Annotated in this window: 18 protein-coding genes; 13 read left to right on the top strand and 5 right to left on the bottom strand. The window is 70.6% G+C overall.

Annotated features, from left to right (window positions below; genetic code table 11):
• The first annotated feature begins 46 nt into the window (after positions 1-46).
• Together ACZ7M3_RS44940 and ACZ7M3_RS44935 are read left to right on the top strand one after the other, a co-directional pair.
• Complete coding sequence (locus ACZ7M3_RS44940) at positions 47-2122, top strand: IucA/IucC family protein (RefSeq protein ID WP_472071606.1); 2076 nt, start codon at positions 47-49, stop codon at positions 2120-2122.
• A gap of 94 nt (positions 2123-2216) precedes the next feature.
• Positions 2217-4211, top strand: coding sequence for an ATP-dependent DNA helicase (locus ACZ7M3_RS44935; RefSeq protein WP_472071604.1), 1995 nt, complete (start codon positions 2217-2219; stop codon positions 4209-4211).
• Positions 4212-5002: 791 nt separating this feature from the next.
• Here ACZ7M3_RS44935 and lexA read toward each other — a convergent pair.
• The gene (gene lexA / locus ACZ7M3_RS44930; protein ID WP_054229877.1) at positions 5003-5779 is read right to left on the bottom strand and encodes a transcriptional repressor LexA; all 777 of its coding nucleotides are present in this window, start codon (positions 5777-5779) and stop codon (positions 5003-5005) included.
• Between the two features lie 517 nt (positions 5780-6296).
• Here lexA and nrdR point away from each other — a divergent pair.
• Complete coding sequence (gene nrdR / locus ACZ7M3_RS44925; protein WP_472071602.1) at positions 6297-6866, top strand: transcriptional regulator NrdR; 570 nt, start codon at positions 6297-6299, stop codon at positions 6864-6866.
• A 152-nt stretch (positions 6867-7018) separates the two neighbouring features.
• Positions 7019-9919, top strand: coding sequence for a vitamin B12-dependent ribonucleotide reductase (locus tag ACZ7M3_RS44920; protein WP_472071600.1), 2901 nt, complete (start codon positions 7019-7021; stop codon positions 9917-9919).
• A 106-nt stretch (positions 9920-10025) separates the two neighbouring features.
• Here ACZ7M3_RS44920 and ACZ7M3_RS44915 read toward each other — a convergent pair whose 3' ends face one another.
• Complete coding sequence (locus ACZ7M3_RS44915) at positions 10026-10691, bottom strand: TerD family protein (protein ID WP_472071598.1); 666 nt, start codon at positions 10689-10691, stop codon at positions 10026-10028.
• 24 nt (positions 10692-10715) lie between these two features.
• On the opposite strand from ACZ7M3_RS44915, the gene ACZ7M3_RS44910 reads away from it, so the two are divergent.
• The 3 genes from ACZ7M3_RS44910 to ACZ7M3_RS44900 all read left to right on the top strand — a co-directional run bounded on the left by ACZ7M3_RS44910 (position 10716) and on the right by ACZ7M3_RS44900 (position 13006).
• The gene (locus tag ACZ7M3_RS44910; RefSeq protein ID WP_351312623.1) at positions 10716-11321 is read left to right on the top strand and encodes a YdbC family protein; all 606 of its coding nucleotides are present in this window, start codon (positions 10716-10718) and stop codon (positions 11319-11321) included.
• A gap of 106 nt (positions 11322-11427) precedes the next feature.
• Entirely contained in the window at positions 11428-12111 is a 684-nt protein-coding gene (locus tag ACZ7M3_RS44905; protein WP_095852218.1) for a histidine phosphatase family protein, read from the top strand.
• Positions 12101-13006: an ADP-ribosylglycohydrolase family protein gene (locus tag ACZ7M3_RS44900; protein WP_054229882.1), complete on the top strand. Its 906-nt coding sequence runs from the start codon at positions 12101-12103 to the stop codon at positions 13004-13006. Before ACZ7M3_RS44905 ends, ACZ7M3_RS44900 begins: the two co-directional genes overlap by 11 nt.
• A 557-nt stretch (positions 13007-13563) precedes the next feature.
• Here the strand turns inward: ACZ7M3_RS44900 and ACZ7M3_RS44895 are convergent.
• Positions 13564-15096 carry an MFS transporter gene (locus ACZ7M3_RS44895; protein WP_472071596.1) on the bottom strand — a complete coding sequence of 511 codons (1533 nt, stop codon included), beginning with the start codon at positions 15094-15096 and terminating at the stop codon, positions 13564-13566.
• A gap of 196 nt (positions 15097-15292) precedes the next feature.
• Between ACZ7M3_RS44895 and ACZ7M3_RS44890 the strand changes: the two genes are divergently transcribed.
• The 3 genes from ACZ7M3_RS44890 (at position 15293) to ACZ7M3_RS44880 (ending at position 17544) form a co-directional block, all read left to right on the top strand.
• Complete coding sequence (locus tag ACZ7M3_RS44890; RefSeq protein ID WP_472071594.1) at positions 15293-15937, top strand: TetR/AcrR family transcriptional regulator; 645 nt, start codon at positions 15293-15295, stop codon at positions 15935-15937.
• Between the two features lie 210 nt (positions 15938-16147).
• Positions 16148-16849 (top strand): ribonuclease HII, encoded by a 702-nt coding sequence (locus ACZ7M3_RS44885; RefSeq protein ID WP_472071592.1) that lies wholly within the window; start codon positions 16148-16150, stop codon positions 16847-16849.
• A gap of 68 nt (positions 16850-16917) precedes the next feature.
• Positions 16918-17544, top strand: coding sequence for a hypothetical protein (locus ACZ7M3_RS44880; RefSeq protein WP_351312633.1), 627 nt, complete (start codon positions 16918-16920; stop codon positions 17542-17544).
• A gap of 388 nt (positions 17545-17932) precedes the next feature.
• On the opposite strand, the gene ACZ7M3_RS44875 is transcribed toward ACZ7M3_RS44880, so the two are convergent.
• A complete protein-coding gene (locus ACZ7M3_RS44875; RefSeq protein ID WP_472071590.1) occupies positions 17933-18565 on the bottom strand; it encodes a hypothetical protein in 633 nt (210 codons plus the stop codon).
• Between the two features lie 223 nt (positions 18566-18788).
• Positions 18789-20987, bottom strand: coding sequence for a RecQ family ATP-dependent DNA helicase (locus ACZ7M3_RS44870; protein WP_472071588.1), 2199 nt, complete (start codon positions 20985-20987; stop codon positions 18789-18791).
• A gap of 133 nt (positions 20988-21120) precedes the next feature.
• Here ACZ7M3_RS44870 and ACZ7M3_RS44865 point away from each other — a divergent pair, with 133 nt between their 5' ends.
• The 3 genes from ACZ7M3_RS44865 to ACZ7M3_RS44855 all read left to right on the top strand — a co-directional run bounded on the left by ACZ7M3_RS44865 (position 21121) and on the right by ACZ7M3_RS44855 (position 26050).
• Positions 21121-22647, top strand: coding sequence for a DUF4192 domain-containing protein (locus ACZ7M3_RS44865; protein WP_472071586.1), 1527 nt, complete (start codon positions 21121-21123; stop codon positions 22645-22647).
• Positions 22648-23144: 497 nt separating this feature from the next.
• On the top strand, positions 23145-25160 hold the full coding sequence (locus ACZ7M3_RS44860; protein ID WP_472071584.1) for a glycogen debranching N-terminal domain-containing protein: 2016 nt from the start codon (positions 23145-23147) through the stop codon (positions 25158-25160).
• A 131-nt stretch (positions 25161-25291) separates the two neighbouring features.
• Complete coding sequence (locus ACZ7M3_RS44855; protein WP_054229890.1) at positions 25292-26050, top strand: NUDIX hydrolase; 759 nt, start codon at positions 25292-25294, stop codon at positions 26048-26050.
• Positions 26051-26153: the final 103 nt, after the last annotated feature.

Here is a 26153-nt window from a genome sequence, read left to right as displayed (position 1 = left end):
TCACCGCACCGCTCGTTCCGATCCGGTTCCCTGTCAAGGAGTCCCCGTGCCGCATCCATCCGCCACCCCGGCATCCGGAGAGCTGCCCGCCTTGTACGACCCGCCCGAGCTGCGCAAAGACCGATGGGACCAGGTCGGCCGCCGACTGCTCGCGAAAATGATCGGCGAGTTCGCCCACGAGGAGATCGTCAGACCGGAACCGGAGTCCGATCTGGATCCGGGGTCGGAGCCGGGTCCGGAGGCTCGGCGGGGCGCGGAGGGAAAAGTCGCCCCCCTCCGCGGTGAGCACAATCCGGCGACCAGCCTCGATTCCTCCGCCGGAGCGGCCTCCTCGCGACCCTCACCACGCCCCACCTCCCCCCACCACGACACCCCCCACCACGACACCCCCCACCACGACACCGCGCACCAGGACACCCCACACGCGATCACCGGGCACGAGGGCACCGGGCACACCGACAGCCTCCGCCCCTACGCCCTGCGCCTCGACGCCGGTGGCAGCCTCTCCTTCCGCGCCCGCCGCGCTTCGTACGACAGCTGGCGCGTCGACCCCACCTCACTCACCCTCACCGAGGAGGGGGCGGAGCCGTGCCCTTTCACCGACCCGCTCGGCTTCCTCACGCGGGCCCGCGGCACGCTGGAGATCGACGGCGCGACGCTCGGCCACGTGGTCCGTGAACTGAGTACGACGCTCGCCGCGGACGCCCGCCTCCACCGCGACGCCCGTACGGCGGCCGAACTGGCCGACCTCGGCTACGCCGAACTGGAGGGCCACCAGACCGGCCACCCCTGGATCGTGCTGAACAAGGGCCGCCTCGGCTTCTCCGCGACGGACGCCGCCGACTGGGCGCCGGAGGCCCGCAGAGCGACGCCGATTCCCTGGATCGCGGTGCACACCACGCTCGCGACCTACCGAGGCGTCCCGAGCCTCCACTCCGCCGAACAGCTCTACGCGCGCGAACTCGCCCCCGCCACGAGGGAGTCCTTCGAGGGGGTACTACGCGCGCGTGGGCTCACTCCGGAGTCGTACCTCTATCTGCCCGTGCACCCCTGGCAGTGGGACGACGTCGTGCTGCCGCTGTTCGCGCCCTCCGTGGCAGCGGGAGCGATCGTGCCGCTGCCCTCCGACGGCGACCTGCGGCTCCCGCAGCAGTCGATCCGTACGTTCCTCAATGTCTCGCGCCCGGACCGGCACACCGTGAAACTGCCGCTGTCCGTGCTCAACACCCTCGTCTGGCGCGGCCTGCCGACGGACCGCACGCTCGCGGCGCCCGCCGTCACCGCCTGGATGCACGCCCTGAGAGACGCCGACCCGTTTCTGCGGGACACCTGCGGGGTGATTCTGCTCGGCGAGGTCGCCTCGGTGACGGTGAACCACCCCGTGTACGACGCCCTCCCCGAAGTGCCCTATCAGTACAAGGAGTTGCTCGGCGCGATCTGGCGCGAGCCGGTCTCGCGCCATCTGGCGCCCGGTGAACGCGCGCGCACCCTGGCCGCGCTCCTGCACACCGACCCGGACGGCCGCGCCTTCACGGCGGAGCTCGTCGCCCGCTCGGGCCTCGCCCCCAACGTCTGGCTGCGTCGCCTCTTCGCCGCGCTCCTGCCGCCGCTGCTGCACTTCCTCTATCGGTACGGCACGGTGTTCAGCCCCCACGGAGAGAACGCGATCGTCGTCTACGACGACCATGACGTCCCCGTCCGCCTCGCGGTGAAGGACTTCGTGGACGACGTCAACGTGAGCGCGGACCCCCTGCCCGAGCACACGACCATGCCGGACGACGTACGGAACGTACTGCTGACCGAGCCGCCGGCGTTCCTGACCCAGTTCATCCACTCCGGGCTCTTCGTGGGGGTCTTCCGCTATCTCGCTCCGCTCTGCGAGGAACAACTGGGCGTTCCGGAGGCCGAGTTCTGGGCGCTCGTCCGGGCAGAGATCGTCCGTCACCAGGCGCGCTTTCCCGAGCTCAAGGAGCGCTACGAGATGTTCGACCTGCTCACTCCGCGTATCGAGCGCCTGTGCCTCAACCGCAACCGACTGCACCTCGACGGCTACCGCGACCGTCCCGAGCGCCCGCACGCCGCGGTACACGGCACGGTCCCGAACCCCCTCCACCGGCCTTGATCATCCGCCCCGTACTCGTTCTCGTCCTGATCGCGTCCGCAGGCCGGGCCTTGATCGCCCGATTGTCAGTGGCGCCCCGTAGGCTGGCAACGCTATGACAGAGCCCTCACTCCCCGAACTCCTGCATGCTGCCGTCACTGCCGTCGGCGGCACGGAGCGCCCTGGCCAGGTGACCATGGCCGAAGCCGTCGCGGGTGCCATCGACGACAGCTCCCACCTGCTGGTCCAGGCGGGCACCGGCACCGGAAAGTCGCTCGGCTACCTCGTGCCCGCGCTCGCCCACGGGGAGCGGGTCGTCGTGGCGACCGCCACCCTGGCGCTCCAGCGGCAGCTCGTGGAGCGCGATCTTCCGCGGACCGTCGACGCGCTGCACCCGCTGCTGCGCCGCCGCCCGGAGTTCGCGATGCTCAAGGGCCGGTCGAACTACCTGTGTCTGCACCGGCTGCACGAGGGCGTGCCGCAGGACGAGGAGGACGGCCTTTTCGACCAGTTCGAGGCGGCCGCGCCCACCAGCAAGCTGGGCCAGGACCTGCTGCGACTGCGGGACTGGTCGGACGAGACCGAGACCGGTGACCGCGACGACCTCACGCCCGGCGTCTCCGACCGCGCGTGGGCTCAGGTGTCCGTTTCGTCCCGCGAGTGCCTGGGCGCCACCAAATGCGCCTACGGAGCGGAGTGCTTCGCCGAGATGGCCCGCGAGCGCGCCAAGCTCGCCGAGGTCGTCGTCACCAATCACGCGCTGCTCGCGATCGACGCCATCGAGGGCGCGCCGGTCCTCCCGCAGCACGAGGTGCTGATCGTCGACGAGGCCCATGAGCTGGTCTCCCGGGTCACCGGTGTCGCGACCGGCGAGCTCACGCCCGGCCAGGTCAACCGCGCGGTGCGCCGCGCCGCGAAGCTCGTCAACGAGAAGGCGGCCGATCAGCTCCAGACCGCCGCCGAGGGCTTCGAGCGGCTGATGGAGCTCGCGCTTCCGGGCCGCCTGGAGGAGATCCCGGAGGATCTCGGATACGCGCTGATGGCACTGCGCGACGCCGCTCGTACGGTGATCTCGGCGATCGGCTCCACCCGCGACAAGTCCGTCCAGGATGAGGACTCCGTCCGCAAGCAGGCTCTCGCCTCGGTGGAGTCGGTGCACGACGTGGCGGAGCGGATCACCAACGGCTCCGAGTGGGACGTCGTCTGGTACGAGCGGCACGACCGCTTCGGCGCCTCGCTCCGCGTCGCCCCCATGTCCGTCTCCGGCCTCCTCAGGGAGAAGCTCTTCGCGGACCGTTCCGTCGTCCTGACGTCCGCCACCCTGAAGCTCGGCGGTGACTTCAACGGAGTGGGGGCGTCGCTGGGACTCGCCCCGGAGGGCACCGAGGGCGAAGACCTCCCGCAGTGGAAGGGCGTGGACGTCGGCTCGCCCTTCGACTACCCCAAGCAGGGCATTCTGTACGTGGCCAAGCACCTGTCCCGCCCCGCGCGCGACGGCGACCGTGCGGACATGCTGGACGAGCTCACCGAGCTGATCCAGGCCGCGGGGGGTCGCACGCTGGGGTTGTTCTCCTCGATGCGGGCCGCCCAGCTCGCGGCGGAGGAGCTGCGCTCGCGCATCCCCGAGTACCCCATCCTGCTGCAGGGCGAGGAGACGCTCGGCGAGCTGATCAAGAACTTCGCGGCCGACCCCAAGACCTGCCTCTTCGGCACGCTCTCGCTCTGGCAGGGCGTCGACGTCCCCGGGGCCAGCTGCCAGCTCGTCGTCATGGACAAGATCCCCTTCCCGCGTCCCGACGACCCGCTGATGAGTGCCCGCCAGAAGGCCGTCGAGGAGAACGGCGGCAATGGCTTCATGGCCGTTGCCGCGACCCACGCGGCGCTGCTGATGGCCCAGGGCGCCGGCCGCCTCGTACGGGCCACGGGCGACCGGGGGGTGGTGGCCGTACTGGACCAGCGCCTCGCGACGGCGCGCTACGGCAGTTACCTCAAGGCGTCCCTCCCCGACTTCTGGTACACCACGGACCGGAACCAGGTACGGAGGTCGCTCACCGCGATCGACGCGACGGCCCGGAAGACGGAGGAGGCGGGGGAGACGCAGGAGGCGTAGAACTTCCGTGCGGGGGGCTGAGGGAACTCGCGCACCTGGCCCGAGGCGGGCCCGCACGGGTGCCCCCACGGGCGGAGTTGCTCCGCCTCGGACGCCCCTCCGGCCCAACAACATCACCCACACGGCCACACGCGGACCCCGCGAACCACCCGCCCTGTGGGCACCCCCAGGTGCCGTGCGTGCTCTCAGGCCCGGGATCTCCGTCCCGGGCCCACCTCTGATCCTCCCGACACCCGAGCATGCCGCGCGACGCCCGCGCCTATCGCTGGGCGCCCGAGTATGCCGTCCGGCGCCCGAGCATGTCGCTGGGCGTGCGCGCATGTCGCCCGGGCCTGTGCATGTCGCTGGGAGCCTGGGCATGTTGTCCGGCGACAGCGCACGTCTCTGGGCGCCTGCGCATATCTCTCGGCAACGCGCACGTCGTCCGGCGCCTGCGGATGTCGTCCGGCATCTACGCATGTCGTCCGGCAAACTACCGCCGCATGTCGGGTAGGCGTCCGGCGCAGGTGGTCCGGCATGTCGCCCGACGCCCGCACGTGTCGTCCGGCGCGTGCGCATATCGCTCGGCGCCTACGCCTTTCCCTCGAAGCCTGGGGACGATCCTCCGGCCCCCCGCGAGCAAAAGCATCGACGGGGGGTCTGGTCGAGGCGGGCCATCTCTGGATGCCGCGCACGCCGCCAACGCCCCCCGCCTGACCCCCGGAGGGCAACGCACAGGGCCCCGGAACCGGCGCAGGTGGTCCCGGGGCCCGGTCAAGGGCGGGGCGGGGTGTCCCGCCCGGCGTGTGCCGTCACACGCGCCGCAGCACCGCCACCACCTTGCCCAGGATGGTCGCCTCGTCGCCGGGAATCGGCTGGTACGCGGCGTTGTGCGGGAGGAGCCACACATGGCCGTCCTCGCGCTTGAACCGCTTCACCGTGGCCTCGCCGTCCAGCATCGCGGCCACGATGTCGCCGTTCTCCGCGACCGGCTGGCGCCGGACCGTCACCCAGTCCCCGTCGCAGATGGCGGCCTCGATCATCGAGTCACCGACGACCTTCAGGACGAACAGCTCGCCGTCACCGACCAGCTGCCGGGGGAGGGGGAAGACGTCCTCCACCGACTCCTCGGCCAGGATCGGGCCACCGGCGGCGATACGGCCGACGAGCGGGACGTACGACGCGGCCGGCTTGCCCGCCGTGTCGGTGGGCTGTGCCGAGGACTGGTCGGAGCCCCGGACCTCGTACGCGCGCGGCCGGTGCGGATCGCGGCGCAGGAAGCCCTTGCGCTCCAGTGCCATCAGCTGGTGGGCGACCGACGAGGTGCTGGAAAGGCCGACCGCCTGTCCGATCTCCCGCATCGACGGCGGGTAGCCGCGCCGCTGCACGGAGTCCCGGATGACCTCGATCACCCGGCGCTGCCTGTCGGTGAGTCCCGAGCTGTCGGCGCGGATGCCTGGAGGTCGCCCTGGCAGGGAGCGCTTGGGCCCCTCATGATTCGTGGCTTCGTTCATCGCATGCACCGGCTCGAGTCGGCCCTGGGAGCGGTCCTGGGCAGTGATGGTGGCACTGTCTGCGGTGGTGGTCACGTCGGCCCCTCTCGATGGTCTCCCTGCTGGACAACGGTAGTTGCTTTCGAAAGGTTGCGCCAAACACACGTTCGAGTGAAAAATCGCGGATTGTCTGTCGTGATCATGTGTCTGGGTGTATAGCCAACGCTGCATCCGGCGGACAAAAGGGCTCATTGCTGTACTCTTCACCGCCGGGGCGATGACCGTGCCGACAGATGTGGGCCGCAGCCCAGTCTGCCATCCGGCACCCCGTAAGTCGGGTACCGGCCCCCTTCCGCGCGCTGACCACGGTATCTCCGTGTGTCCGGGATCGGTATGGCCGTGCGGCACATGCCATTACGTGCGCGACACGCGTGTCCTGGGTGAATTTACGGGTCGATCCCCACATCTAGTGGTTGGATTGCTGCAGCAGCCCAGAAGTTGTGGTCCCCCGGGTCTTCGAGCCTCCCGCCATCGCCTATGCTTGGGGCTGCTTCGAGGGGCCCGAGAGGTCCCGCGAGGTCTATGAGTCGTGCTGTGAAGGAGGGTTGGAGCCATGCACTGCCCCTTCTGCAGGCACCCCGACAGCCGTGTCGTCGACAGCCGTACGACCGATGACGGCACGTCGATCCGCAGGCGCCGCCAGTGCCCCGACTGCTCCCGTCGTTTCACGACGGTGGAGACGTGCTCGCTGATGGTGGTCAAGCGGTCCGGCGTCACCGAACCCTTCAGTCGTACCAAGGTCATCAATGGCGTGCGCAAGGCGTGCCAGGGGCGGCCGGTCACCGAGGACGCGCTCGCCCAGCTCGGCCAGCGGGTCGAGGAGGCGGTGCGGGCCACCGGGAGCGCCGAGCTGACCACCCACGACGTGGGTCTGGCCATACTCGGCCCGTTGCAGGAACTCGACCTCGTCGCCTATCTGCGCTTCGCGTCCGTGTACCGGGCGTTCGACTCGCTCGAGGACTTCGAGGCCGCCATCGTGGAACTCAGGGAAGAGACGAAGCAGCGCCCCGCCGCGGACGAGGATGACGCGGGCGTGGCGGATGCGGGCGTGGAGCGCCCGGAAAGCGACCGCGGGTCCGGAGCGACCGTCCAGGTCCCCGTGCCCGCCAACGCCGCCGACTGACGGAAGGGCCGACTCGGATCGGCCCCCCATCGGTGGCGACCAAGGACCTGTTGCGGGCGGCCGCGTGGCGGCGCCCGCAGCACCAGACACACACCTTGCCATGGGAAGAACGTGGCACTTCAGGGCGTTTTAGCCCGATACAGGGAGGCGGCATGACAGAGACGGCGAGCGGTCCGGCACGAGGTTCCCGCGCCAAGGGCGGAACCAAGGCCAGCAAGGGACTGCGCATCGAGCGCATCCACACCACCCCCGGCGTGCACCCGTACGACGAGGTGGAATGGGAGCGCCGTGACGTCGTCATGACCAACTGGCGCGACGGCTCGATCAATTTCGAGCAGCGTGGCGTCGAGTTCCCCGGCTTCTGGTCGGTGAACGCGGTCAACATCGTCACCAGCAAGTACTTCCGTGGTGCTGTGGGCACCCCGCAGCGCGAGGTGAGCCTCAGGCAGCTCATCGACCGCATCGTGAAGACGTACCGGAAGGCCGGCGAGGACTACAAGTACTTCGCCTCGCCCGCCGACGCCGAGATCTTCGAGCACGAGCTGGCGTACGCCCTCCTGCACCAGATCTTCAGCTTCAACAGCCCGGTCTGGTTCAACGTCGGGACGCCTCAGCCCCAGCAGGTCTCAGCCTGCTTCATCCTGTCCGTCGACGACTCCATGGAGTCGATCCTCGACTGGTACAAGGAAGAGGGCATGATCTTCAAGGGCGGCTCCGGCGCCGGCCTGAACCTCTCCCGTATCCGCTCCTCCAAGGAGCTCCTCTCCTCGGGCGGCAACGCCTCGGGTCCCGTCTCCTTCATGCGCGGTGCCGACGCCTCCGCAGGAACGATCAAGTCGGGTGGCGCCACCCGCCGCGCGGCCAAGATGGTCATCCTCGACGTCGACCACCCCGACATCGAGGACTTCATCGAGACCAAGGTCAAGGAGGAGGAGAAGATCCGCGCCCTCCGTGACGCGGGCTTCGACATGGACCTGGGCGGCGACGACATCACGTCCGTCCAGTACCAGAACGCCAACAACTCGGTCCGTGTGAACGACACGTTCATGAAGGCGGTCGAGACGGGCGGCAAGTTCGGTCTCACCTCCCGTATGACCGGCGAGGTCATCGAGGAGGTCGACGCCAAGACGCTCTTCCGCAAGATGGCCGAGGCCGCCTGGGCCTGCGCCGACCCGGGCATCCAGTACGACGACACGATCAACCACTGGCACACGTGCCCGGAGTCCGGTCGTATCAACGGCTCGAACCCGTGCAGCGAGTACATGCACCTGGACAACACGTCCTGCAACCTCGCCTCGCTGAACCTGATGAAGTTCCTCAAGGACGACGGCAAGGGCCACCAGTCCTTCGAGGTCGAGCGCTTCGCCAAGGTCGTCGAGCTGGTCATCACCGCGATGGACATCTCGATCTGCTTCGCGGACTTCCCGACCCAGAAGATCGGCGAGAACACCCGCGCCTTCCGTCAGCTGGGCATCGGCTACGCCAACCTGGGCGCTCTCCTGATGGCGACCGGTCACGCGTACGACTCCGACGGCGGTCGCGCCCTCGCCGGTGCCATCACCTCGCTGATGACTGGCACCTCGTACCGGCGTTCCGCCGAGCTCGCCGCGGTCGTCGGCCCGTACGACGGCTACGCCCGCAACGCGGCGCCGCACCAGCGCGTCATGAAGCAGCACTCCGACGCCAACGGCGTGGCCGTCCGTGTGGACGACCTGGACACGCCGATCTGGGCCGCCGCCACGGAGGCCTGGCAGGACGTGCTGCACCTCGGTGAGAAGAACGGATTCCGCAACGCGCAGGCCTCGGTCATCGCTCCGACCGGCACCATCGGTCTCGCGATGTCCTGCGACACCACCGGCCTCGAGCCCGACCTCGCGTTGGTCAAGTTCAAGAAGCTGGTCGGCGGCGGCTCGATGCAGATCGTCAACGGCACCGTTCCGCAGGCCCTGCGCCGCCTGGGCTACCAGGAGGAGCAGATCGAGGCGATCGTCGCCCACATCGCCGAGAACGGCAATGTCGTCGACGCCCCGAGCCTCAAGCACGAGCACTACGAGGTCTTCGACTGCGCCATGGGCGAGCGCTCCATCTCCGCGATGGGCCACGTCCGCATGATGGCCGCGATCCAGCCCTGGATCTCCGGCGCGCTGTCCAAGACGGTCAACCTGCCGGAGACGGCGACCGTCGAGGACGTCGAAGAGGTCTACTTCGAGGCGTGGAAGATGGGCGTCAAGGCGCTCGCGATCTACCGCGACAACTGCAAGGTCGGCCAGCCCCTCTCGGCCAAGACCAAGGACAAGGAGAAGACCGAGGTCACGGCGAAGGCCGAGGAGACCATCCGCGCCGCGGTCGAGAAGGTCGTCGAGTACCGCCCGGTCCGCAAGCGCCTCCCCAAGGGTCGTCCCGGCATCACCACCTCCTTCACGGTGGGCGGCGCCGAGGGCTACATGACCGCCAACTCCTACCCGGACGACGGTCTCGGCGAGGTCTTCCTGAAGATGTCGAAGCAGGGCTCCACCCTCGCGGGCATGATGGACGCCTTCTCGATCGCGGTCTCCGTGGGTCTGCAGTACGGCGTGCCCCTCGAGACGTACGTCTCGAAGTTCACGAACATGCGCTTCGAGCCGGCCGGCATGACGGACGACCCGGACGTGCGGATGGCGCAGTCGATCGTCGACTACATCTTCCGTCGCCTGGCGCTGGACTTCCTGCCCTTCGAGACGCGCTCCGCGCTCGGCATCCACTCCGCCGAGGAGCGTCAGCGGCACCTGGAGACGGGCTCCTACGAGCCGTCCGACGATGTCGACATGGACGTCGAGGGCCTGGCCCAGTCCGCGCCCCGTGCGCAGGAGCTGAAGGCCGTGGTCACCCCGAAGGCCGAGGTCGAGGTGGCGAAGCCCGCCCCGAAGCAGGCCCACACCAGTGCCGAACTGGTGGAGATGCAGCTGGGCATCCAGGCGGACGCCCCCCTGTGCTTCTCCTGCGGTACGAAGATGCAGCGGGCCGGTTCCTGCTACATCTGCGAGGGCTGCGGTTCGACCAGCGGTTGCAGCTGACCTGAAACGCCGAAGGGCGGCACGACCACCGGTCGTGCCGCCCTTCGGCGTTTTCTCGCTGCTACGGAGAAAGCTGTTTCAGGCGTCTCTTACGGAGAGGGCTGTTTCAAGCGTTGTGGCGCGTGCCCATGACGCGCGGGAACTCGGCCGGGTCGGTGTCGTAGCCGTGGATCCCCGGATGGAAGGTCCACTCTCCGGAGACGTCGCGTACGAACTCGCCGACGGTCGCGGCCGTGGCCCCCAGGACGCCGCCGAAGTTGTCCTCCGCCAGCACGGTGTAGCCCTCCCGCATGCGCAGGCCCGGGTTGAGGACGCCCACGAACGACTTGTGGCCGGAACCCTGCTGGATGAGTACGCCCACCACCACACGCGTGTAGCCGCTGTTGAGGCGGTCGAGTTCCAGCGTCATGACCTCGTCCCAGCCGAAGCCCTTGCCGTCCTTGCTGTCCCGGTTGAGGTAGATGGTGCCGTCCGGGGAGCGGCTGTCGAAGTGCACTACATAGGCGGGACTTCCGTACGGATCGGCGGCCACGTACGTCGCCGCGATGATGTCGAGGTCGGTCGCGGGCTCGCCGACGGGACTCGGGTCCCACTTCACCGCGAGCTCGACCTTGCGGATGCCCTTGTTGAGACCGGTCATTGGATCTTCCCCTCCCCGTTTCCTATCTTCTCCAGCCCCCAACTGCTCTGTTGTCAAGGCCGGTTGTCCATCGTGCCACGCGCGCGGGGGCGCTCGCGCGGGTGCACTCCGCCGGAGCGTGACCGACGCCACGCTCCGTGGCCTTACGATGGCGCGGTGCTGGTCAAGTGGATTCGCTGCACCGTGGTGGACCGCCGCGGTTTCGAGCGGGGGCAGCGAAAGTGGGCGGGGCTGCTGGGTGAGCCGGGATTCCGGGGGCAGGGCGGGGGCTGGAGCCGAGGGCGGCCCGGTGTGGCGCACATCTTCGCCTTCTGGGAGAGCCGTGCCTTCTACGACTCCTTCATGGCCCGTTCGCACGATCGGCTCGCGGCTGCCCAGTCGGGGACCTTCAAGGACTCGCAGGTCAAACTCTTCGATCACCGGTTCGATGTGAAGACCGGCTTCGAGCCGCGCTTCACGGACGCCGACCTGCTGCGGGTGGCCCACTGCCGCATCCACGAGGAACGGGCCGAACACTTCGCGCTGATGCAGGAGAAGGTCTGGAATCCCGCGATGGCGGGCTCGCCCGGCATGGTGCGCGGCCTCTTCGGCGAGGCGCCGGGCCATGAGTTCCTGATCCTGTCCATGTGGCAGTCGGCCGCCGAACACGGTAAATACCGGGCCGAGCGGGTGGAACGGCTCGCGCTGCGCGCCCAGACGGAGGCCGATGTCGCAGCCCTGACCGGCGACATAGTGGCGCTGGAGCCCTCGTGGACGGTCTGATCGGAGTGCCGCCCGCGGGTGTGATCTGCGCGGAGAACATGTGACCTACGCCGTATGGAGCCCGTACGAGTGCTCGATCGGCCGTCAGCCGTTTTAGGGTCTTGGCATGGTTCGACCACGGCGTATCGTCCTTGTCCGGCACGGCGAGTCAGCGGGCAACGCCGATGACACCGTTTATGAACGCGAGCCCGACCACGCTCTGGCGCTCACCGAGAAGGGGTGGCAGCAGGCGGAGGAGACGGGCAAACGGTTGCGGGAGATCTTCGGGCGAGAGCGCGTAAGCGTTTACGTGTCGCCGTACCGTCGTACGCACGAGACGCTCCGCGCCTTCCACCTCGACCCCGAGCTCATACGGGTGCGCGAGGAGCCGCGGCTGCGCGAGCAGGACTGGGGCAACTGGCAGGACCGCGACGACGTGCGTCTCCAGAAGGCCTATCGGGACGCGTACGGGCATTTCTTCTACCGCTTCGCCCAGGGGGAGTCCGGCGCCGACGTCTACGACCGGGTCGGTGGCTTCCTGGAGAGCCTCTACCGGAGCTTCGAGGCCCCCGACCACCCGTCGAACGTGCTCCTGGTGACCCATGGTCTCGCCATGCGGCTGTTCTGCATGCGCTGGTTCCACTGGACGGTCGCGGAGTTCGAATCGCTGTCGAATCCGGGGAACGCCGAGATGCGGATGCTCGTCCTCGGCGACGACGGGAGGTACACGCTTGACCGTCCGTTCGAACGCTGGTGTGTACCCGAGTCGTACGGGGACCCCGGGATAGAGTGGCAGGGCGATGACCTCTGATTCCTCTCCCGGCGGACGCCTTGACCGCGCCCTGGCCAGCCTGCGTGGACTCGCGGTGGGGGACGCGCTGGGCTCGCGGTTCTTCGTGCCCGTGAACTACCCGCTGCTCAAGCGACGCGAGCTGCCGTCCGGCCCCTGGCGGTGGACGGACGACACCGAAATGGCCTCCTCCGTAGTGGCCGTTTTGGCCCGGCACCGCCGCATCGACCAGGACGCGCTGGCCGGCTCCTTCGCCGAGCACCACGACGTCGACCGGGGCTACGGTCCCGCGGTCAACCGGTTGCTGGGGCAGATCCGGGAGGGGGGCGACTGGCGGGCGCTGGCGTCCGCCCTCTTCAAGGGACAGGGCTCGTGGGGCAACGGCGCCGCGATGCGGATCGCCCCCCTGGGGGCCTGGTACGCGGACGACCCGGAGCAGGCTGTCCACCAGGCGGAGATCTCGGCGTACACCACCCACCAGCACCGCGAGGCCGTCGTGGGTGCCATGGCCGTCGCCGCGGCCGCCGCCCTGGCGGCCGACCCGGCGAGCCCGCCGAGTGCCGAGGCACTGCTCGACGGCGTCGTCGCGCTCGTCCCGCGCAGCGCCGTGGGAGCCGGCCTGCGGCGCGCTCGCGACATGCTCGACTACGGGGACACCGCGACGGTCGCCGCCGTACTGGGCTGCGGGCGGCGTACGACGGCGCACGACACGGTGCCGTTCGCGCTCTGGTCCGCGGCCCGGGCTCTGGGCGACTACGAAGAGGGCTTCTGGTCGACCGCCCAGGTGGGCGGCGACATGGACACGACCTGCGCCATCGTCGGCGGTGTGATCGCCGCGGGTAAGGCGGGCGCGCCGCCGGGGGAGTGGGTGGAGCGGACGGAGAGCCTGCCGGGTTGGGTGCGGGCGGGGGCGTAGGCCGCGAGGCGGTTCGGTGACGCCGGGGGAGTCCGCTGCGGAACGCGATGCCCGGGCAGGGGCCGGGTGGATGTCGCGCGGCACGGGTGCGGCTTCGGGCGCCAGGAGGCTCGTGGGTAGCGCGTCGCGCGGGGTTGGCCGTTGCACGGGTTGGCCGTCGGCGCCGTAGAGCGGTGGGCTGGTGGGCCGCCTGCGATGCCGTACCCCGGCCTGATGGACGTTCCTCGGTGTCGGCCCGCGCGCAGCACGGCTCGCCCTTGGTGCCGCGCCGCGCCCCATGGGCTCAGGGGTCACCCCGGCGCTGTGGTGCCGCTCGCGGGGACAGACATGCTGCCGTACCGCTGGCTGCGAGGCCCGGACCCAGTGCCGTACCTCCGGCAGGGGCCGCCCTCGGTGCCGTACGTCCTCGAAGGCCGCCCCCGGTGCCGTACAGCTGCTTGCAAGGCCAGGCCCCGGGGTGCCGTTCCGCTGCGGATGGCCGGACCGTGGTCCTCGCCGTCCGTATCCCGGACCGGGGACCGGCCTCCGCAGCCCCGCCAAGCTTCGGCGGACCCGCCTCAGCCCGCGGCGGGCCCCGCCGTGCCCGAGAGGGCCTCCAGGTCGCTCTTGCGGACCCGGATCACCAGCGCGGCGGTGGCCAGGGCGAGTACCGCCATCGCGACGGCCGGGACGAAGGCGGTCGAGATGCCCTGGGCGAGCACGTCGTGGCCCCACGGAGCGGGCAACTGGTGGGTCTTGGCGAACTCCGCCTTCTGCTCGGGCGAGCCGTTCGCCAGGAACTTCGGCAGCTGCTTCTCAGCCTCGTCCCGGCTGGCCGAGCCGAAGACCGTGGTCAGGATGGACAGACCGAGCGAACCGCCCACCTGCTGGGTGACGTTGAGGAGTCCGGACGCGGCGCCCGCCTCGTGCTGGGCGACGCCGGAGACCGCGGTCAGGGTCAGTGTCACGAAGTTCAGGCCCATGCCGAAGGCGAAGAGCAGCATCGGGCCGAGCACCCCGCCGACGTACGTGCTGTCGGGGCTCATGAAGGTCAGCCAGCCGAGCCCGAGCGCGACGAGGGCGGAGCCGACGACCATGAACGGCTTGGGCCCGAGGACCGGCAGGAACCGCTGCGACAGCCCCGCTCCGATGCCGATCGCCGCCGTCACGGGCAGGAACGCCAGACCGGCCTGGATCGGGCTGTAACCCAGCACGTTCTGTACGAACAGGACGATGAAGAAGAACATCCCGAACATCGCCGCGGCCAGACTGAGCATGATCACGTACGTGCCGGAGCGGTTGCGGTCGCCGAACATCTTCAGCGGGGTGATCGGTTCCTTCGCCCGGGTCTCGATGAACGCGAAGCCCAGCAACAGGACCAGTGCCGTGGCGAACGACCCGATCGTGAGGCTGTCGCGCCAGCCCTCCTCCGCGGCACGGATGAACCCGTAGACCAGGGAGGCCATACCGGCCGTCGAGGTGAGCGCGCCAGCGACGTCGAAGCGCCCCGGATGGCGCTCGGACTCGTTGATGTACATCGGGGCGAGCACGGTGATCAGCACGCCGATGGGCACGTTGACGAAGAGCACCCAGCGCCAGTCGAGCCACTCGGTGAGCATGCCGCCCGCAAGCAGCCCGATGGCGCCGCCGCCCGCGGAGACCGCGGCGAAGACGGCGAAGGCCCGGTTCCGTTCCGGGCCCTCGGGGAAGGTGGTGGTGATGAGCGCCAGCGCGGTGGGCGACGCTATCGCGCCACCCACGCCCTGGAGGGCCCGCGCGGCCAGCAACTGCCAGGGCTCCTGGGCAAGTCCACCGAGCAGCGAGGCGAGCGTGAACAGCATGATGCCGGTCATGAAGACCCGGCGCCGACCGAGGATGTCACCTGCGCGGCCGCCGAGAAGGAGCAGGCCACCGAAGGTGAGGGTGTACGCGCTGATCACCCAGGTCAGGTCGGTCGTGCTGAATTTGAGCGCGTCTTGAATGTGCGGGAGGGCGATGTTCACAATCGTCGAGTCGAGTACCACCATGAGTTGGCAGGCCGCGATGACGGCGAGTGCGATACCGGGGTGTCCCTCCCGGCGGGCCGCTCCTGGCTTTGGGTCCTGGATCAACTGAGAGGTTTGAGAGGTTGTCACTATGGTTCCCCCACAAGTGCGTTAGTGAACGCTCGCGTTCACTGTTGCGGCAACGGTAGTGAGTCCCCGACAGTGAACGCAAGCGTTCACTGAAGTCGCTCCCGCGTGTCGTCACTTGACCGCTCCCCCTCCCCGAACTCCCCGCTCCCCCATGCACAACGGAGACACTCAGATGGTTACTTCGCGTTGGACGGCCGCTCCCGCTCAGGCGGCCTCCCTGCGCCGACGCGGTGCCGTGCTCGAACGTGCGATCCTCGACGCCGCGCTCGAGCAGCTCAGTACGGTCGGCTGGAACGGCCTCACGATGGAGGGTGTCGCCGCCCGGGCCCAGACCGGCAAGGCCGCGGTCTATCGCCGCTGGCCGTCCAAGGAGGACCTCGTCGCGGACGCGCTGAAGGCCGGACTGCCGAGTCTGACGGAGGCCCCCGACCTCGGAAGCGTCCGGGACGACCTGCTGGAACTGTGCCGGCAGGTGCGTGAGGCGATGTACTCGCAGCCCGGATTCGCGCTGCGCTCAGTGCTTCACGAATGCGATGTGGCGCAGGCGGAACGCTTTCAGAGTCTGATCGTCGGAGGGGTCGTCGAGCCGACCAAGCATCTGCTGCGAGAGATTGTGCACCGCGGAATCGAGCGGGAAGAGGTGCGACCGGACGCCGCGAATTCCTACGTCTTCGACGTCATTCCGGCGATGATGATGTATCGCTCGAAGGTGTGCGCGAGCGAATGGAGTGAACGGGATCTGGAGGAGATGATCGACCAGCTGATGGTCCCGCTGCTGCGACGGGCGGGGGCTGATCCGCGGACGGCCGGGGCCTGACTGCGTGGACCGTCGCGTCGCTGGTTCGTGGGCCGTCGGGTCGTTGGTCCGTGCGTGGTCGGGCGGCTGGTCGGGTGTCTGGTTCGGGGGTGGTCGGGTGTCTGATGGGTGGATCGTCGGGTGACTGGTTCGTGCTGGTGGCGGGGCTGTGGTCGCTCAGGGAAACCTGGGTGTCGCGAGGGGCTCGGGGCGGCGTAGGCTGAGGGCGCCATGCCGTACGAACCACCGACTCACACCGTCGAGCGCTCCCTCCGCGCCACGACCGGAGCGAAGATCATTGCCGGTGTCGACGAGGTGGGCCGTGGTGCGTGGGCCGGCCCGGTCACCGTCTGCGCCGCCGTCACGGGACTACGCCGTCCACCCGAGGGCCTCACCGACTCCAAACTCCTCACCGTCAAGCGCCGTACCATGATGGCCGCGGAGTTGGAGAAATGGGTGACGTCGTACGCCCTGGGGCATGCCTCTCCTGAGGAGATCGACGACCTGGGGATGACGGCCGCGCTGCGCCTGGCCGCGGTGCGGGCCCTGGAGGCCTTGCCCGTCCGCCCGGACGCGGTCATCCTCGATGGGAAGCACGACTACCTCGGGTCGCCGTGGCGGGTTCGCACGGTGATCAAGGGTGACCAGTCCTGTGTGGCCGTCGCGGCGGCCTCGGTGATCGCCAAGGTTCAGCGCGACAAAATGATGGCCGAACTGGGTGTCGACCATGCAGACTTCGGTTTTGCGGCCAACGCCGGGTATCCGTCTCCGGTGCACAAGGCCGCACTGGAGGAGCGGGGCCCCACTCCGTACCACCGGCTGTCATGGGCGTATCTTGATGCGCTGCCCCAGTGGCGGCACCTCAAGAAGGTCCGCAGCTGGGCGGACGGAAGCGGTCCGGAGATCGAAGGTCAGCTCGGCTTCGATTTCTGACGGTTCCGCTCGCACTCATGTGCCACCCGCCGACGCGAGTCGCACCGGCGTTTGATAAATATCAGCTCATGCCTCTCATTCCCGAGGAGCCTCAGATTCACGAGAGTGCCCAGGGTCCCCGCGCGACTCCGGCCAGTGGCCGCACCGCGCCGACCCCCCGTCCCGTACCCGGTCCCCGTCCCGCGGCTCCGCCGCGTCCCGGACGTCCGGGGCCTGTCCGGCCGATGCCGGCCCAACGCACCCCGCGTGAGCCGGTCGTGGCCACGCCGGGGTCATCCGCCCCGGCGGCCGCGCCCGCTGCCGCCACCCCACAGATCCAGCTGATCCCGGCCTCGGCCGAGGGCGCGCTGGACGCCGCCGAAGAAGCGGTCGACCTGCTGTTGGAGTCGGGCCGAGCCCCCGGTGAGGTGCTGGTGATCACCACCGGCGAACCGCATCCGTGGGCCGCGCACGAACTCTCCTTCGGCGAAGCCGCCTACTGGGCGCAGCACGACTCGGGCGACGACGTCTTCTACGCCGACGCCTCCGTCGCGGGCCGGGCCGCGTCCCGTCCCGTGGTCGTGGTCGCCGTCAACGGCGGTCCCGACGCTGCCGCCGCCACCGCCCTGCCCCTGGCTCTCGGCCGGGCCGGCGCCCTGCTGATCGTCTGCGGCGACCCGCAGCAGATCAACTCGGTGCTGGGCGCCGGGGTCTGAACGAATCCCGGACACCGTCCGGGATTCGCTCGGGCAATGCTTGGGGCGATGTCCAGGGCGTGATGGTGGTGCCACTACGGCACCACCTGTACGGCGGTCCTTTCGGCGTGCCAGTAGCAAGTGTGCTTGTGGTTCATGTGCCTGTGGTTCGTGGCCCGTAGTGAGTGCTTGCTCGCCGAGGCGATGATGGCGGCGGTGCGCGTGCGTCGCTGGAGCGGGCGCAAGCACTACGGCACTGCCTCTTCCCGGTCCCGCGGGGCCACCACGGTGCGGGCGGACGCGACGGTGCGGGCGGACGCGCCCGGGCCACGGGGGCGAGTGCTCTTCAGGGGCCTGCAAGGCGGGTCGGCACCTGGGTGGGCGCCGACGCCTCACGGCCGCGGGCGATTCAGCGGGCGGCCGCCCGGCGCAGCACCTCCGACGCGGCGCCCCCGGTGCGCGGGAGCGGCGGCGCTTCGGTCAGGGCGAGGGACTCCGGTGGGGAGTCCGCGCTCGGACGGCGTCCGCCACGGCCCTCGCCGAGTACCTGCCAGCCGTCGTGCGTCAGCGTGATGTAGGCCCCGCAGCGCAGCCCGTGGAGGGTGCAGGCGTCCCGCAGCCCCCACATCCACGCCCCGTCCTCCTCGGTCCACCGTGCGTCGCCCTCGCGGCAGTAGAGCAGCACCGCCGTGCGTACCGGGGTGCGGCGCCGCAGGTCGTGCGGGATCACCCGGCGCAGCTGTGCCAGCAGGGAGTTTCGGAACATCCAGCCGTCGGCCGGCGCCGACCGTCGGGTGAACGAGGCGCTCGCCTGTAGCCGTTCGTCCGTGTCGAGGACGGCCACGATGGCGGTCGTGGGTCTCGGCCGGTGCCGTGCGTGCAATCCGCTGACGACCTCCCGCGGATTGCGCAACAGCGGAATCCCCGCAGCGGCCCATTCGGCGGGTTCGAGCATACGGGTCAGTGGGTTGGCGGAAGCGGCGGACAGATCGGCAGACGTCGACATGGATGCCGCCGAGGACGGAGCGAATCCGAAGGTCACGGTCCTCCCTTCGGCTACGCGCCCACACAGCGGGCGGGGTCGGACTTGGGGGAGCGCACGCCGCAGCAGAGCCCTACCGGATCACGGGCGAGCCGTGCGGGGAGCGGACCTCAATTCTTCCTGTCGAACTTGGTTGCGGCAACGAGCAATTGGGGCCACCGACCGTTTTCCGGCTATACGTCGTGTATATCCCTGCCCACTGTTCTTGTTTGCGACACATGGGTCACGCCTGTACGGCCAGGACCAGCGGCAACACCGCCTGTGCCCCGGATCGTCGCAGCATGCGCGCGGCGACCGCCAGCGTCCAGCCCGTCTCGGTTGCGTCGTCCACCAACAGCACGGGACCACCTGCTTCCTTGAGGGCGGCTGCCAGCGCGGGTGGCACGGCCAGAGCCCCGTCAAGTGCCTTGAGCCGCTGGGCGCTGTTGCTCCGGGAGACCTGTGAGACGGCCTCGCCAACGTACTCCACGGACCCCAGCAGCGGCAGTCGGCCGACCTCCGCGATCCGCGCGCCCAGTGACTGGATCAACTGTGGACGCCTGCGCGAGGCCATGGTGACGACGCCGACCGGGCGCGGCTGCGCGTCGGGCTGCCCGGAGGCCCAGCCGCCGGGCCCCTTCGCCCAGTCGGTCAGGACGCCGACCACGGCCTTCGCCACATCGTCCGGCACGGGCCCGTCCGGTGCCTGGGGTGTGAGCATCGGCCGCAGCCGGTTGCCCCAGCCGATGTCCGAGAGCCGCCCCAAGGCGCGCCCCGGTGCGGCCTGTTCGCCCGCCGGGATTCGCCCCTTCAGGTCGACGCCGACGGCCGGCAGGCCCGTGGGCCACATCTTGCGGGGGGCGACGTCGACACCGGCGCGGCCCAGCTCGCCGTTGGCCGCGTCGAGCGCGGCGGGGGACACGGACGCCTCGAACCGGGCTCCCGCACAGGTGTCGCAGCGCCCGCACGGCTTCGCCAGCTCGTCGTCGAGCTGGCGCCGCAAAAACTCCATCCGGCAGCCGGTGGTCGACACGTAGTCGCGCATCGCCTGCTGTTCGGCGGCCCGCTGCTTGGCGACCCAGGCGTAGCGCTCGGTGTCGTACGTCCAGGGCGCGCCCGTGGAGATCCAGCCGCCCTGGACACGCCGCACGGCGCCGTCCACGTCGAGCACTTTGAGCATCGTCTCCAGACGGGACCTGCGCAGCTCCACCAGGGGTTCGAGGGCGGGCAGCGAGAGCGGCCTCCCGGCGCGGGCCAGGACGTCCAAGGTCCGGCGCACCTGCTCCTCCGGAGGGAAGGCGATCGACGCGAAGTACTCCCAGATCGCCTGGTCCTCCTTGCCCGGCAGGAGAAGCACCTCGGCATGCTTCACGCCGCGGCCCGCGCGCCCCACCTGCTGGTAGTACGCGATGGGGGAGGAGGGGGAGCCCAGGTGCACCACGAATCCGAGGTCGGGCTTGTCGAAGCCCATGCCCAGCGCGGAGGTGGCGACCAGGGCCTTGACGCGGTTGGCGAGGAGATCCTCCTCGGCCTGCTGGCGGTCCGCGTTCTCCGTCTTTCCGGTGTACGAGGTGACGGTGTGCCCGCTCTGGCGCAGGAACGCGGTGACCTCCTCGGCGGCGGCCACGGTGAGCGTGTAGATGATGCCCGAGCCCGGCAGGTCGCTCAGGTGCTCGGCGAGCCAGGCCATCCGGTGGGCGGCGTCCGGCAGCCGCAGCACACCGAGGCTCAGGCTCTCCCGGTCCAGCGGCCCGCGCAGGACGAGTGCGTCGGTGCTGGCGCCGGTGCCCAGCTGCTCGGCCACATCGGCCGTCACGCGCGCGTTGGCGGTCGCGGTGGTGGCCAGGACGGGGACGCCCGGCGGGAGATCGGCGAGCATCGTGCGCAGCCTGCGGTAGTCCGGCCGGAAGTCGTGTCCCCAGTCGGAGATGCAGTGTGCCTCGTCGACCACGAGCAGGCCGGTCGCCGCGGCCAGCTTGGGCAGCACCTGATCGCGGAAGTCGGGGTTGTTGAGCCGCTCCGGGCTCACCAGGAGCACGTCGACCTCGCTCGCGGCCACCTCGGCCTGGATCGTCTCCCACTCCTCCGTGTTCGACGAATTGATGCTCCGCGCGTGGATACCGGCGCGGGCGGCCGCCTCCACCTGGTTGCGCATGAGGGCGAGGAGCGGCGAGACGATGACCGTGGGCCCGGCGCCCCGCTCGCGAAGCAGCGCGGTGGCGACGAAGTACACGGCGGACTTGCCCCAGCCCGTGCGCTGCACGACGAGGGCTCTGCGCTTGTCGGCCACCAGGGCCTCGATGGCACGCCACTGGTCCTCGCGCAGCCGGGCCTCGCCCGCCGGGGCACCGACAAGGCGGGCGAGTACGGCGTCGGCCGCGGCGCGCAGGTCGGCGTTGGGCAGGTCTGTGTGGGTCGGGGGGCGTGGGTCGTCGTTGCTCATGGCCCCATGCAACCCGATGGGTCGGACATCGCGCGAACGAGGCCGCCGGGTTGTGGACAAGTCATGTCGTGGCCATGGTCAGGGTTATCCACAGGGCAAAGCGGAATTTCAAGATCCGCGGGATGGTCACGGCATGACGAATCACAGCGAAGCAGCCGACATGTCCGGTGACAGTGACATCAGCGGGCGCGGTCGGCACGGGGGAGATGGCGCGGGCCACGCGCCGAGCGCGCGCAGCGGACGGGGCGCGCACGATGGACACGACCTGCCCGGGCAGCACCAGGTGACCCTGCGCACACCGGCCGAACTGGCCGATGCCCTGCCCTACCTGCTCGGCTACCGGCCCGAGGACAGCATCGTGCTGGTAGCCCTGCACGACGGGGAGAGGCGCGGCCGCTTCGGCGGGCGGGCACGGCTCGGCATCCCTGCCCACGCGGACGACTGGCCGCCCGTCGCCGATCAGCTGGCGCAAGGACTGGTGAAGGGGAGCGAGCGCAGAGGGGCACGGCCCGAGAGCATGGTCGCCTACCTCTGCCAGGAGCCGGGGACCGGAGAGTCGGGGCGGGACGTCATGGAACGTCTGCGGCCGCTCGCGCAGTTTCTGCGCACGGCCTGCGGTCGCCTCGACGTCCCCGTCATCGAGGCCCTCTGCATCTCCGACGGCCGCTTCTGGTCGTACTGCTGCCCCGGACAGGGGTGCTGTTCGTCCGAGGGGCATCCGATGGGACTGCCCGGCACCTCCGTCCTTGCCGCCGCCGCGACCTACGCCGGCCTCCAAGTGCGCGGATCGCTGAGGGAATTCACCGCTCGGTTCATTCCGTGGGAAGGCGCGGCCGCACGGGAGCAGCAGACCGCGCTCGACACGGCGAGCATGGCCCTGGTTCCCAGGATCCTCGACAGTGAGGGCCGTGCGGAGGTGGCTGAGGAGACCCTCGGGCTGGCCCGGCAGATCGTGAAGCGGTTCGCCGACGCCCCGCCCGTGTCCGGCACACGCCCGGCGGACCTGCGCGACGACGGCCTCCTGGAGCACGACGAGGCCGCCACCCTGATCCTCGGACTCCAGGACCGCGCAACCCGCGACCGCGCCGCCGAGTGGATGGAGGGCGACGAGGCCGGCCCTGCCCTGCGCCTCTGGCGGGCGCTGGCCCGCCGCTGCGTCGGCCCCTATGGCGAGCACGCGGCGGCACCCCTCACCCTCGCCGGGTGGGTCGCCTGGTCGACCGGTGACGAACTGGAGGCTCGCGAGGCCCTGGCGATGGCACTCGGAGCCGATCCCGACTACCTCTTCGCCCGTCTCCTGCACCAGGCGTGCAACGAGGGCCTCGACCCGGAGTCGATCCGCCGCTGCCTGCGCGCGGAGCGCACCGACCGGACCGGGGCGGAAGCGGAACAGCCATCGGGTCCCGATCGCTCGACGCCGCGCGATGTCGCCGAGCCGACGGGCACCTCGAACCGACGTCGGCGCAGGGCACGCACAGCGGGGATCGGGACACCGCGCGGAAGCGGGCGTCACCCCGGGGTGAGTAGCCTCCGCCGGCGTCGGCCCACCGATGAGGCCGCGCCCGGCGGGGAGGGACCTGGGCGCGAGCCTGAGGTGGCGAGCGAAAGGGCACGTGCCCGCCGCAAGGGCGGTCGGCGGGTTGTGGGGGAGGAGACGTGAGCGTGGGGAGCGGGGCGGACCGCCGGCTATCGGGTCGGGTGACACGTGAGGTGCTCCGGGCACCGGATGCCACTCCACCCGACGCGGCGGCACGCCCCAGCCCGCGCGGCACGGGCGGACGGCGCGCGCCCGCAATCTCCAAGCCCGAACCCTTGGCCCCCACCGCACCCGCACCAGCCGTCCGCGGTATGCCCCACCGACCGTCCCACCGCCATCCGGTCTGCTTGCCCGGCCCAGGGCGTGACCCCGGACGGGGCCGTTCCGTTCACCTGTGCGGCGGTACCCGTGGCCGGGCCGCGCCGCCGAACGCCCTCGCCCCTCCGGAGCCCCCAACCCGGCGCCGAGCGCGCCCCAGGCGCACTGACCGAGGAAGCCACATGCCCCTGCCCATTCCACCCTCCGATTCCGACGGCGCCCTCCCGCCGGTGCGCGGGCTCGCTCAGCCCTTCCCTCGTCGCGCCGGTTCGCAGGCCCCGTTCGCAGGAGTCGAGAGCGCTTTGAGCCCCTTCGCGCGGCTGGGCGGTTCGGCGGCTCGTCACACCCCGCTTCCCGGGCCGCGCCGGACCACGGACCTGCCACCCGTGCACAACGCCCTGATCTGCGTCGCCCTGCCGGGACTGGTGATCTCCACGGACCATGGGCAGCTGACCGGCCGCGGGCTGGAGGGGTTCTACCGCGCGGGCCGCCGGACGCTGTCCCGCTGCCAGGTGCGGGTGGCGGGTCGCGAACCGCTCGCCGTACAGGCCCGAATGGTCGCCGCCGACAGAGCCCGCTTTGTCGGGACGGTGCGCGCCTCCGCCGACGGTGGCCCGGATCCCGACGTGGTCGTGGAGCGGACGCGCGATGCGGACGGCACGGAGCGGATCACGCTGCGCAGCGCCTCCCCCCGCGCCCTGCGTGTGCCCGTCGAGGTCGCGCTCGCTACGGATCTCGCGGAGCTCGGCTCCGTCGCCTCGGGCCGAGCCGGGCCCGAACTGCCCGCCAGCGTCCACGACTCGGGCCTGCGATGGTCCTGTGCCACCGGCAGCTCGATCGTCACCGCCGACCCACCACCTGCCGATGCCCTGGCCTCCGCGGGACTGCTCCGCTGGGAGCTCGAACTGCCACCCGGTGGCACCCGCAGCGTGGAGTTGAGGGTGCGACCGGGCGGTGCGGGGCCGGCCAGAGCCGTCGGCCGCGCCGCCACGAGCCCGCTCTCCGCCGCCCGGGCCACCGGCGACGACCCCAGGGTCCAGGCGCTCATGGACACCTGCGTCGAGGACCTCCAAGCGCTACTGCTGCGCGATGCCGCCCACCCGTCGGACACGCACCTCGCGGCGGGGGCGCCGTGGCGATGCGGCCTGGCGCCGGCCGAGGCACTGGTCGCGGCCCGGATGACACTGCCACTCGGCACCCGGCTCGCCGCGGGCACGCTGCGGACCCTCGCCCGCACCCAAATCGCTGGCCCCGGAGCGCAGTCCGGCCTGATCCCCGGCCCGCGCCGGGACGCCGGCCCGCACCTGCCTCCGGGCTGCACGGCCACCGAGGCGACCCTGCTGTTCCCCGTACTGCTCGCGGAGGCCAGGCGCTGGGGACTTCCGGAGCAGGAGACCGAGGAGCTGCTGCCCGCGGCCGAGCGGTGCCTCGCATGGCTGCGGACCACCGTCGGTGACGGCACCTATTTGTCCGACCCGCACCCCGGCGGTCCGTTCCGCTGCGAGACGCAGGCGCACGCCCACCGCGCGGCACTGCTGGGCGCCGATCTGCTCGACACGTACGGCCGACCGGGTGGCGAGGGACTGGTGCAGTGGGCCCAGGAACTGCGGACCGCGTTCCGCGGGGACTTCTGGGCCGAGGACCGGGGAGGCGGCAGACCGGCGGCCGCCCGGGCCCCGGACGGGCGCCTCGTACCCCACCTCGGCGCGAGCACCGCCCACCTCCTCGACACGGGACTGCTCGGCTCCGGCGTATTCGCCCCCAGCCTCCTCGACAAGGTGCAGACCGAGCAGCTCGCACGGCTGCTCGGCGGCCCGGCCATGGACTCCGGCTGGGGTCTGCGCAGCCTGGGTGTCAAGGAGGCGGCGTACAACCCCTTCGGACATCGCGGCGGCGCCGTGCGCGTCCAGGAGACCGTGACCGCCGTCATCGGCCTGGTCACCGCCGGCTACGAGAAGGAGGCGAGCGCTCTGCTCCGGGGGCTGCTGGCGGCCGCCGAGACCTTCGGAAACAGGCTGCCCGAGATGTACGCGGGCGAGCAGCGCACGGAAGGCGGCGCCCCGCTCCCGCACCCCGCTGCCTGTCGGCCTGCGGCCACGGCGGCGGCCGCCGGGGTACTGCTCCTCACCTCCCTCGCGGGCATCCGCCCCGACGCCCCGGCCCGGACGGTGACACTGCGCCCGGTCAGTAGCGCGCCGCTGGGTGAGATCGGACTGACGGGACTGCGGATCGCGGGCGCCGCGTTCTCCGTGCGCGTCAGCAGACTCGGTCTCGCGATGGTGGAGGAGGCGGCCGACGGACTGCAGTTGGGAGTGTGACCTCGCGTGACGCGTCCTCGGACGGCGACCGGCAGCGGCCGGTGGGACCCGTACAGGACGGAAGTGGATCATCAGTGGAAGCGACTGACGAAGGGCGTGTTTATCGTCAGGCAGACGACTATGATCGCGGCATGCCCTACGACCCGTCGGCCTTTCCGCCTTTTGCCGTGACCGTGGACCTGGTCGTGCTGACCGTGCGTCGCCATGCCCTGTGTGCGCTGGCGGTACGGAGGGGGGAACAGCCTTTCCAGGGACGATGGGCGCTCCCGGGCGGCTTCGTACGGCCCGACGAGGACCTGGCGCAGGCGGCCGCGCGCGAACTGGTCGAGGAGACCGGGCTGCGCGCCCACGACCCCTCGGCCCCGGCACAGGACAACGGCGCGCACCTGGAACAGCTGGCGACCTACGGCGACCCCAAGCGCGACCCGCGGATGAGGGTGGTCAGCGTCGCCCATCTCGCGCTGGCCCCCGATCTGCCCGCGCCCAGAGCCGGAGGCGACGCCAACAGTGCGCGCTGGGCGCCCGTGGAGGAGCTGCTGCAACAGGGCGGTTACGGCCGCGACGGAGAGCAGGCGGCACCCCTCGCCTTCGACCACGCCCAGATCCTCTCGGACGGGGTGGAACGCGCCCGGTCCAAGATCGAGTACTCGTCGCTGGCCACCGCCTTCTGCCCGTCCGAGTTCACCGTCGGAGAGCTGCGCCGCGTGTACGAGGCTGTGTGGGGGGTGGCACTCGACCCGCGCAACTTCCACCGCAAGGTGACGGGTACTCCGGGGTTCCTCGTACCCACGGGCGGCACGACCACGCGCCAGGGCGGCCGGCCCGCGCAGCTGTTCCGCGCCGGCGGCGCCACGTTGCTCAATCCGCCGATGCTGCGCCCTGAAGTCTGACGAGGGCGGATCGACTCACGGGACGCTTCGCGCCGAAAGAGGTGGAGAGAGCTGCCTCGGATGAGCCGCAAGATGCCCGAAAAACCGTAAATTTCACGCTATC

The sequence above is a fragment of the Streptomyces sp. NPDC111656 genome, from assembly GCF_055656965.1.
Note: the sequence above shows the minus strand (reverse complement) of the source record. Positions and strands in the feature narration are given on the sequence as shown.

Bases quoted from the DNA above. Each gene is read 5' to 3' on its own strand.
- ACZ7M3_RS44935 (WP_472071604.1), top strand. From the start codon at position 2,217: ATGACAGAGCCCTCACTCCCCGAACTCCTGCATGCTGCCGTCACTGCC.
- nrdR (WP_472071602.1), top strand. From the start codon at position 6,297: ATGCACTGCCCCTTCTGCAGGCACCCCGACAGCCGTGTCGTCGACAGC.
- ACZ7M3_RS44920 (WP_472071600.1), top strand. From the start codon at position 7,019: ATGACAGAGACGGCGAGCGGTCCGGCACGAGGTTCCCGCGCCAAGGGC.
- ACZ7M3_RS44905 (WP_095852218.1), top strand. From the start codon at position 11,428: ATGGTTCGACCACGGCGTATCGTCCTTGTCCGGCACGGCGAGTCAGCG.
- ACZ7M3_RS44900 (WP_054229882.1), top strand. From the start codon at position 12,101: ATGACCTCTGATTCCTCTCCCGGCGGACGCCTTGACCGCGCCCTGGCC.
- ACZ7M3_RS44890 (WP_472071594.1), top strand. From the start codon at position 15,293: ATGGTTACTTCGCGTTGGACGGCCGCTCCCGCTCAGGCGGCCTCCCTG.
- ACZ7M3_RS44885 (WP_472071592.1), top strand. From the start codon at position 16,148: ATGCCGTACGAACCACCGACTCACACCGTCGAGCGCTCCCTCCGCGCC.
- ACZ7M3_RS44880 (WP_351312633.1), top strand. From the start codon at position 16,918: ATGCCTCTCATTCCCGAGGAGCCTCAGATTCACGAGAGTGCCCAGGGT.
- ACZ7M3_RS44870 (WP_472071588.1), bottom strand. From the start codon at position 20,987: ATGAGCAACGACGACCCACGCCCCCCGACCCACACAGACCTGCCCAAC.
- ACZ7M3_RS44865 (WP_472071586.1), top strand. From the start codon at position 21,121: ATGACGAATCACAGCGAAGCAGCCGACATGTCCGGTGACAGTGACATC.
- ACZ7M3_RS44855 (WP_054229890.1), top strand. From the start codon at position 25,292: ATGCCCTACGACCCGTCGGCCTTTCCGCCTTTTGCCGTGACCGTGGAC.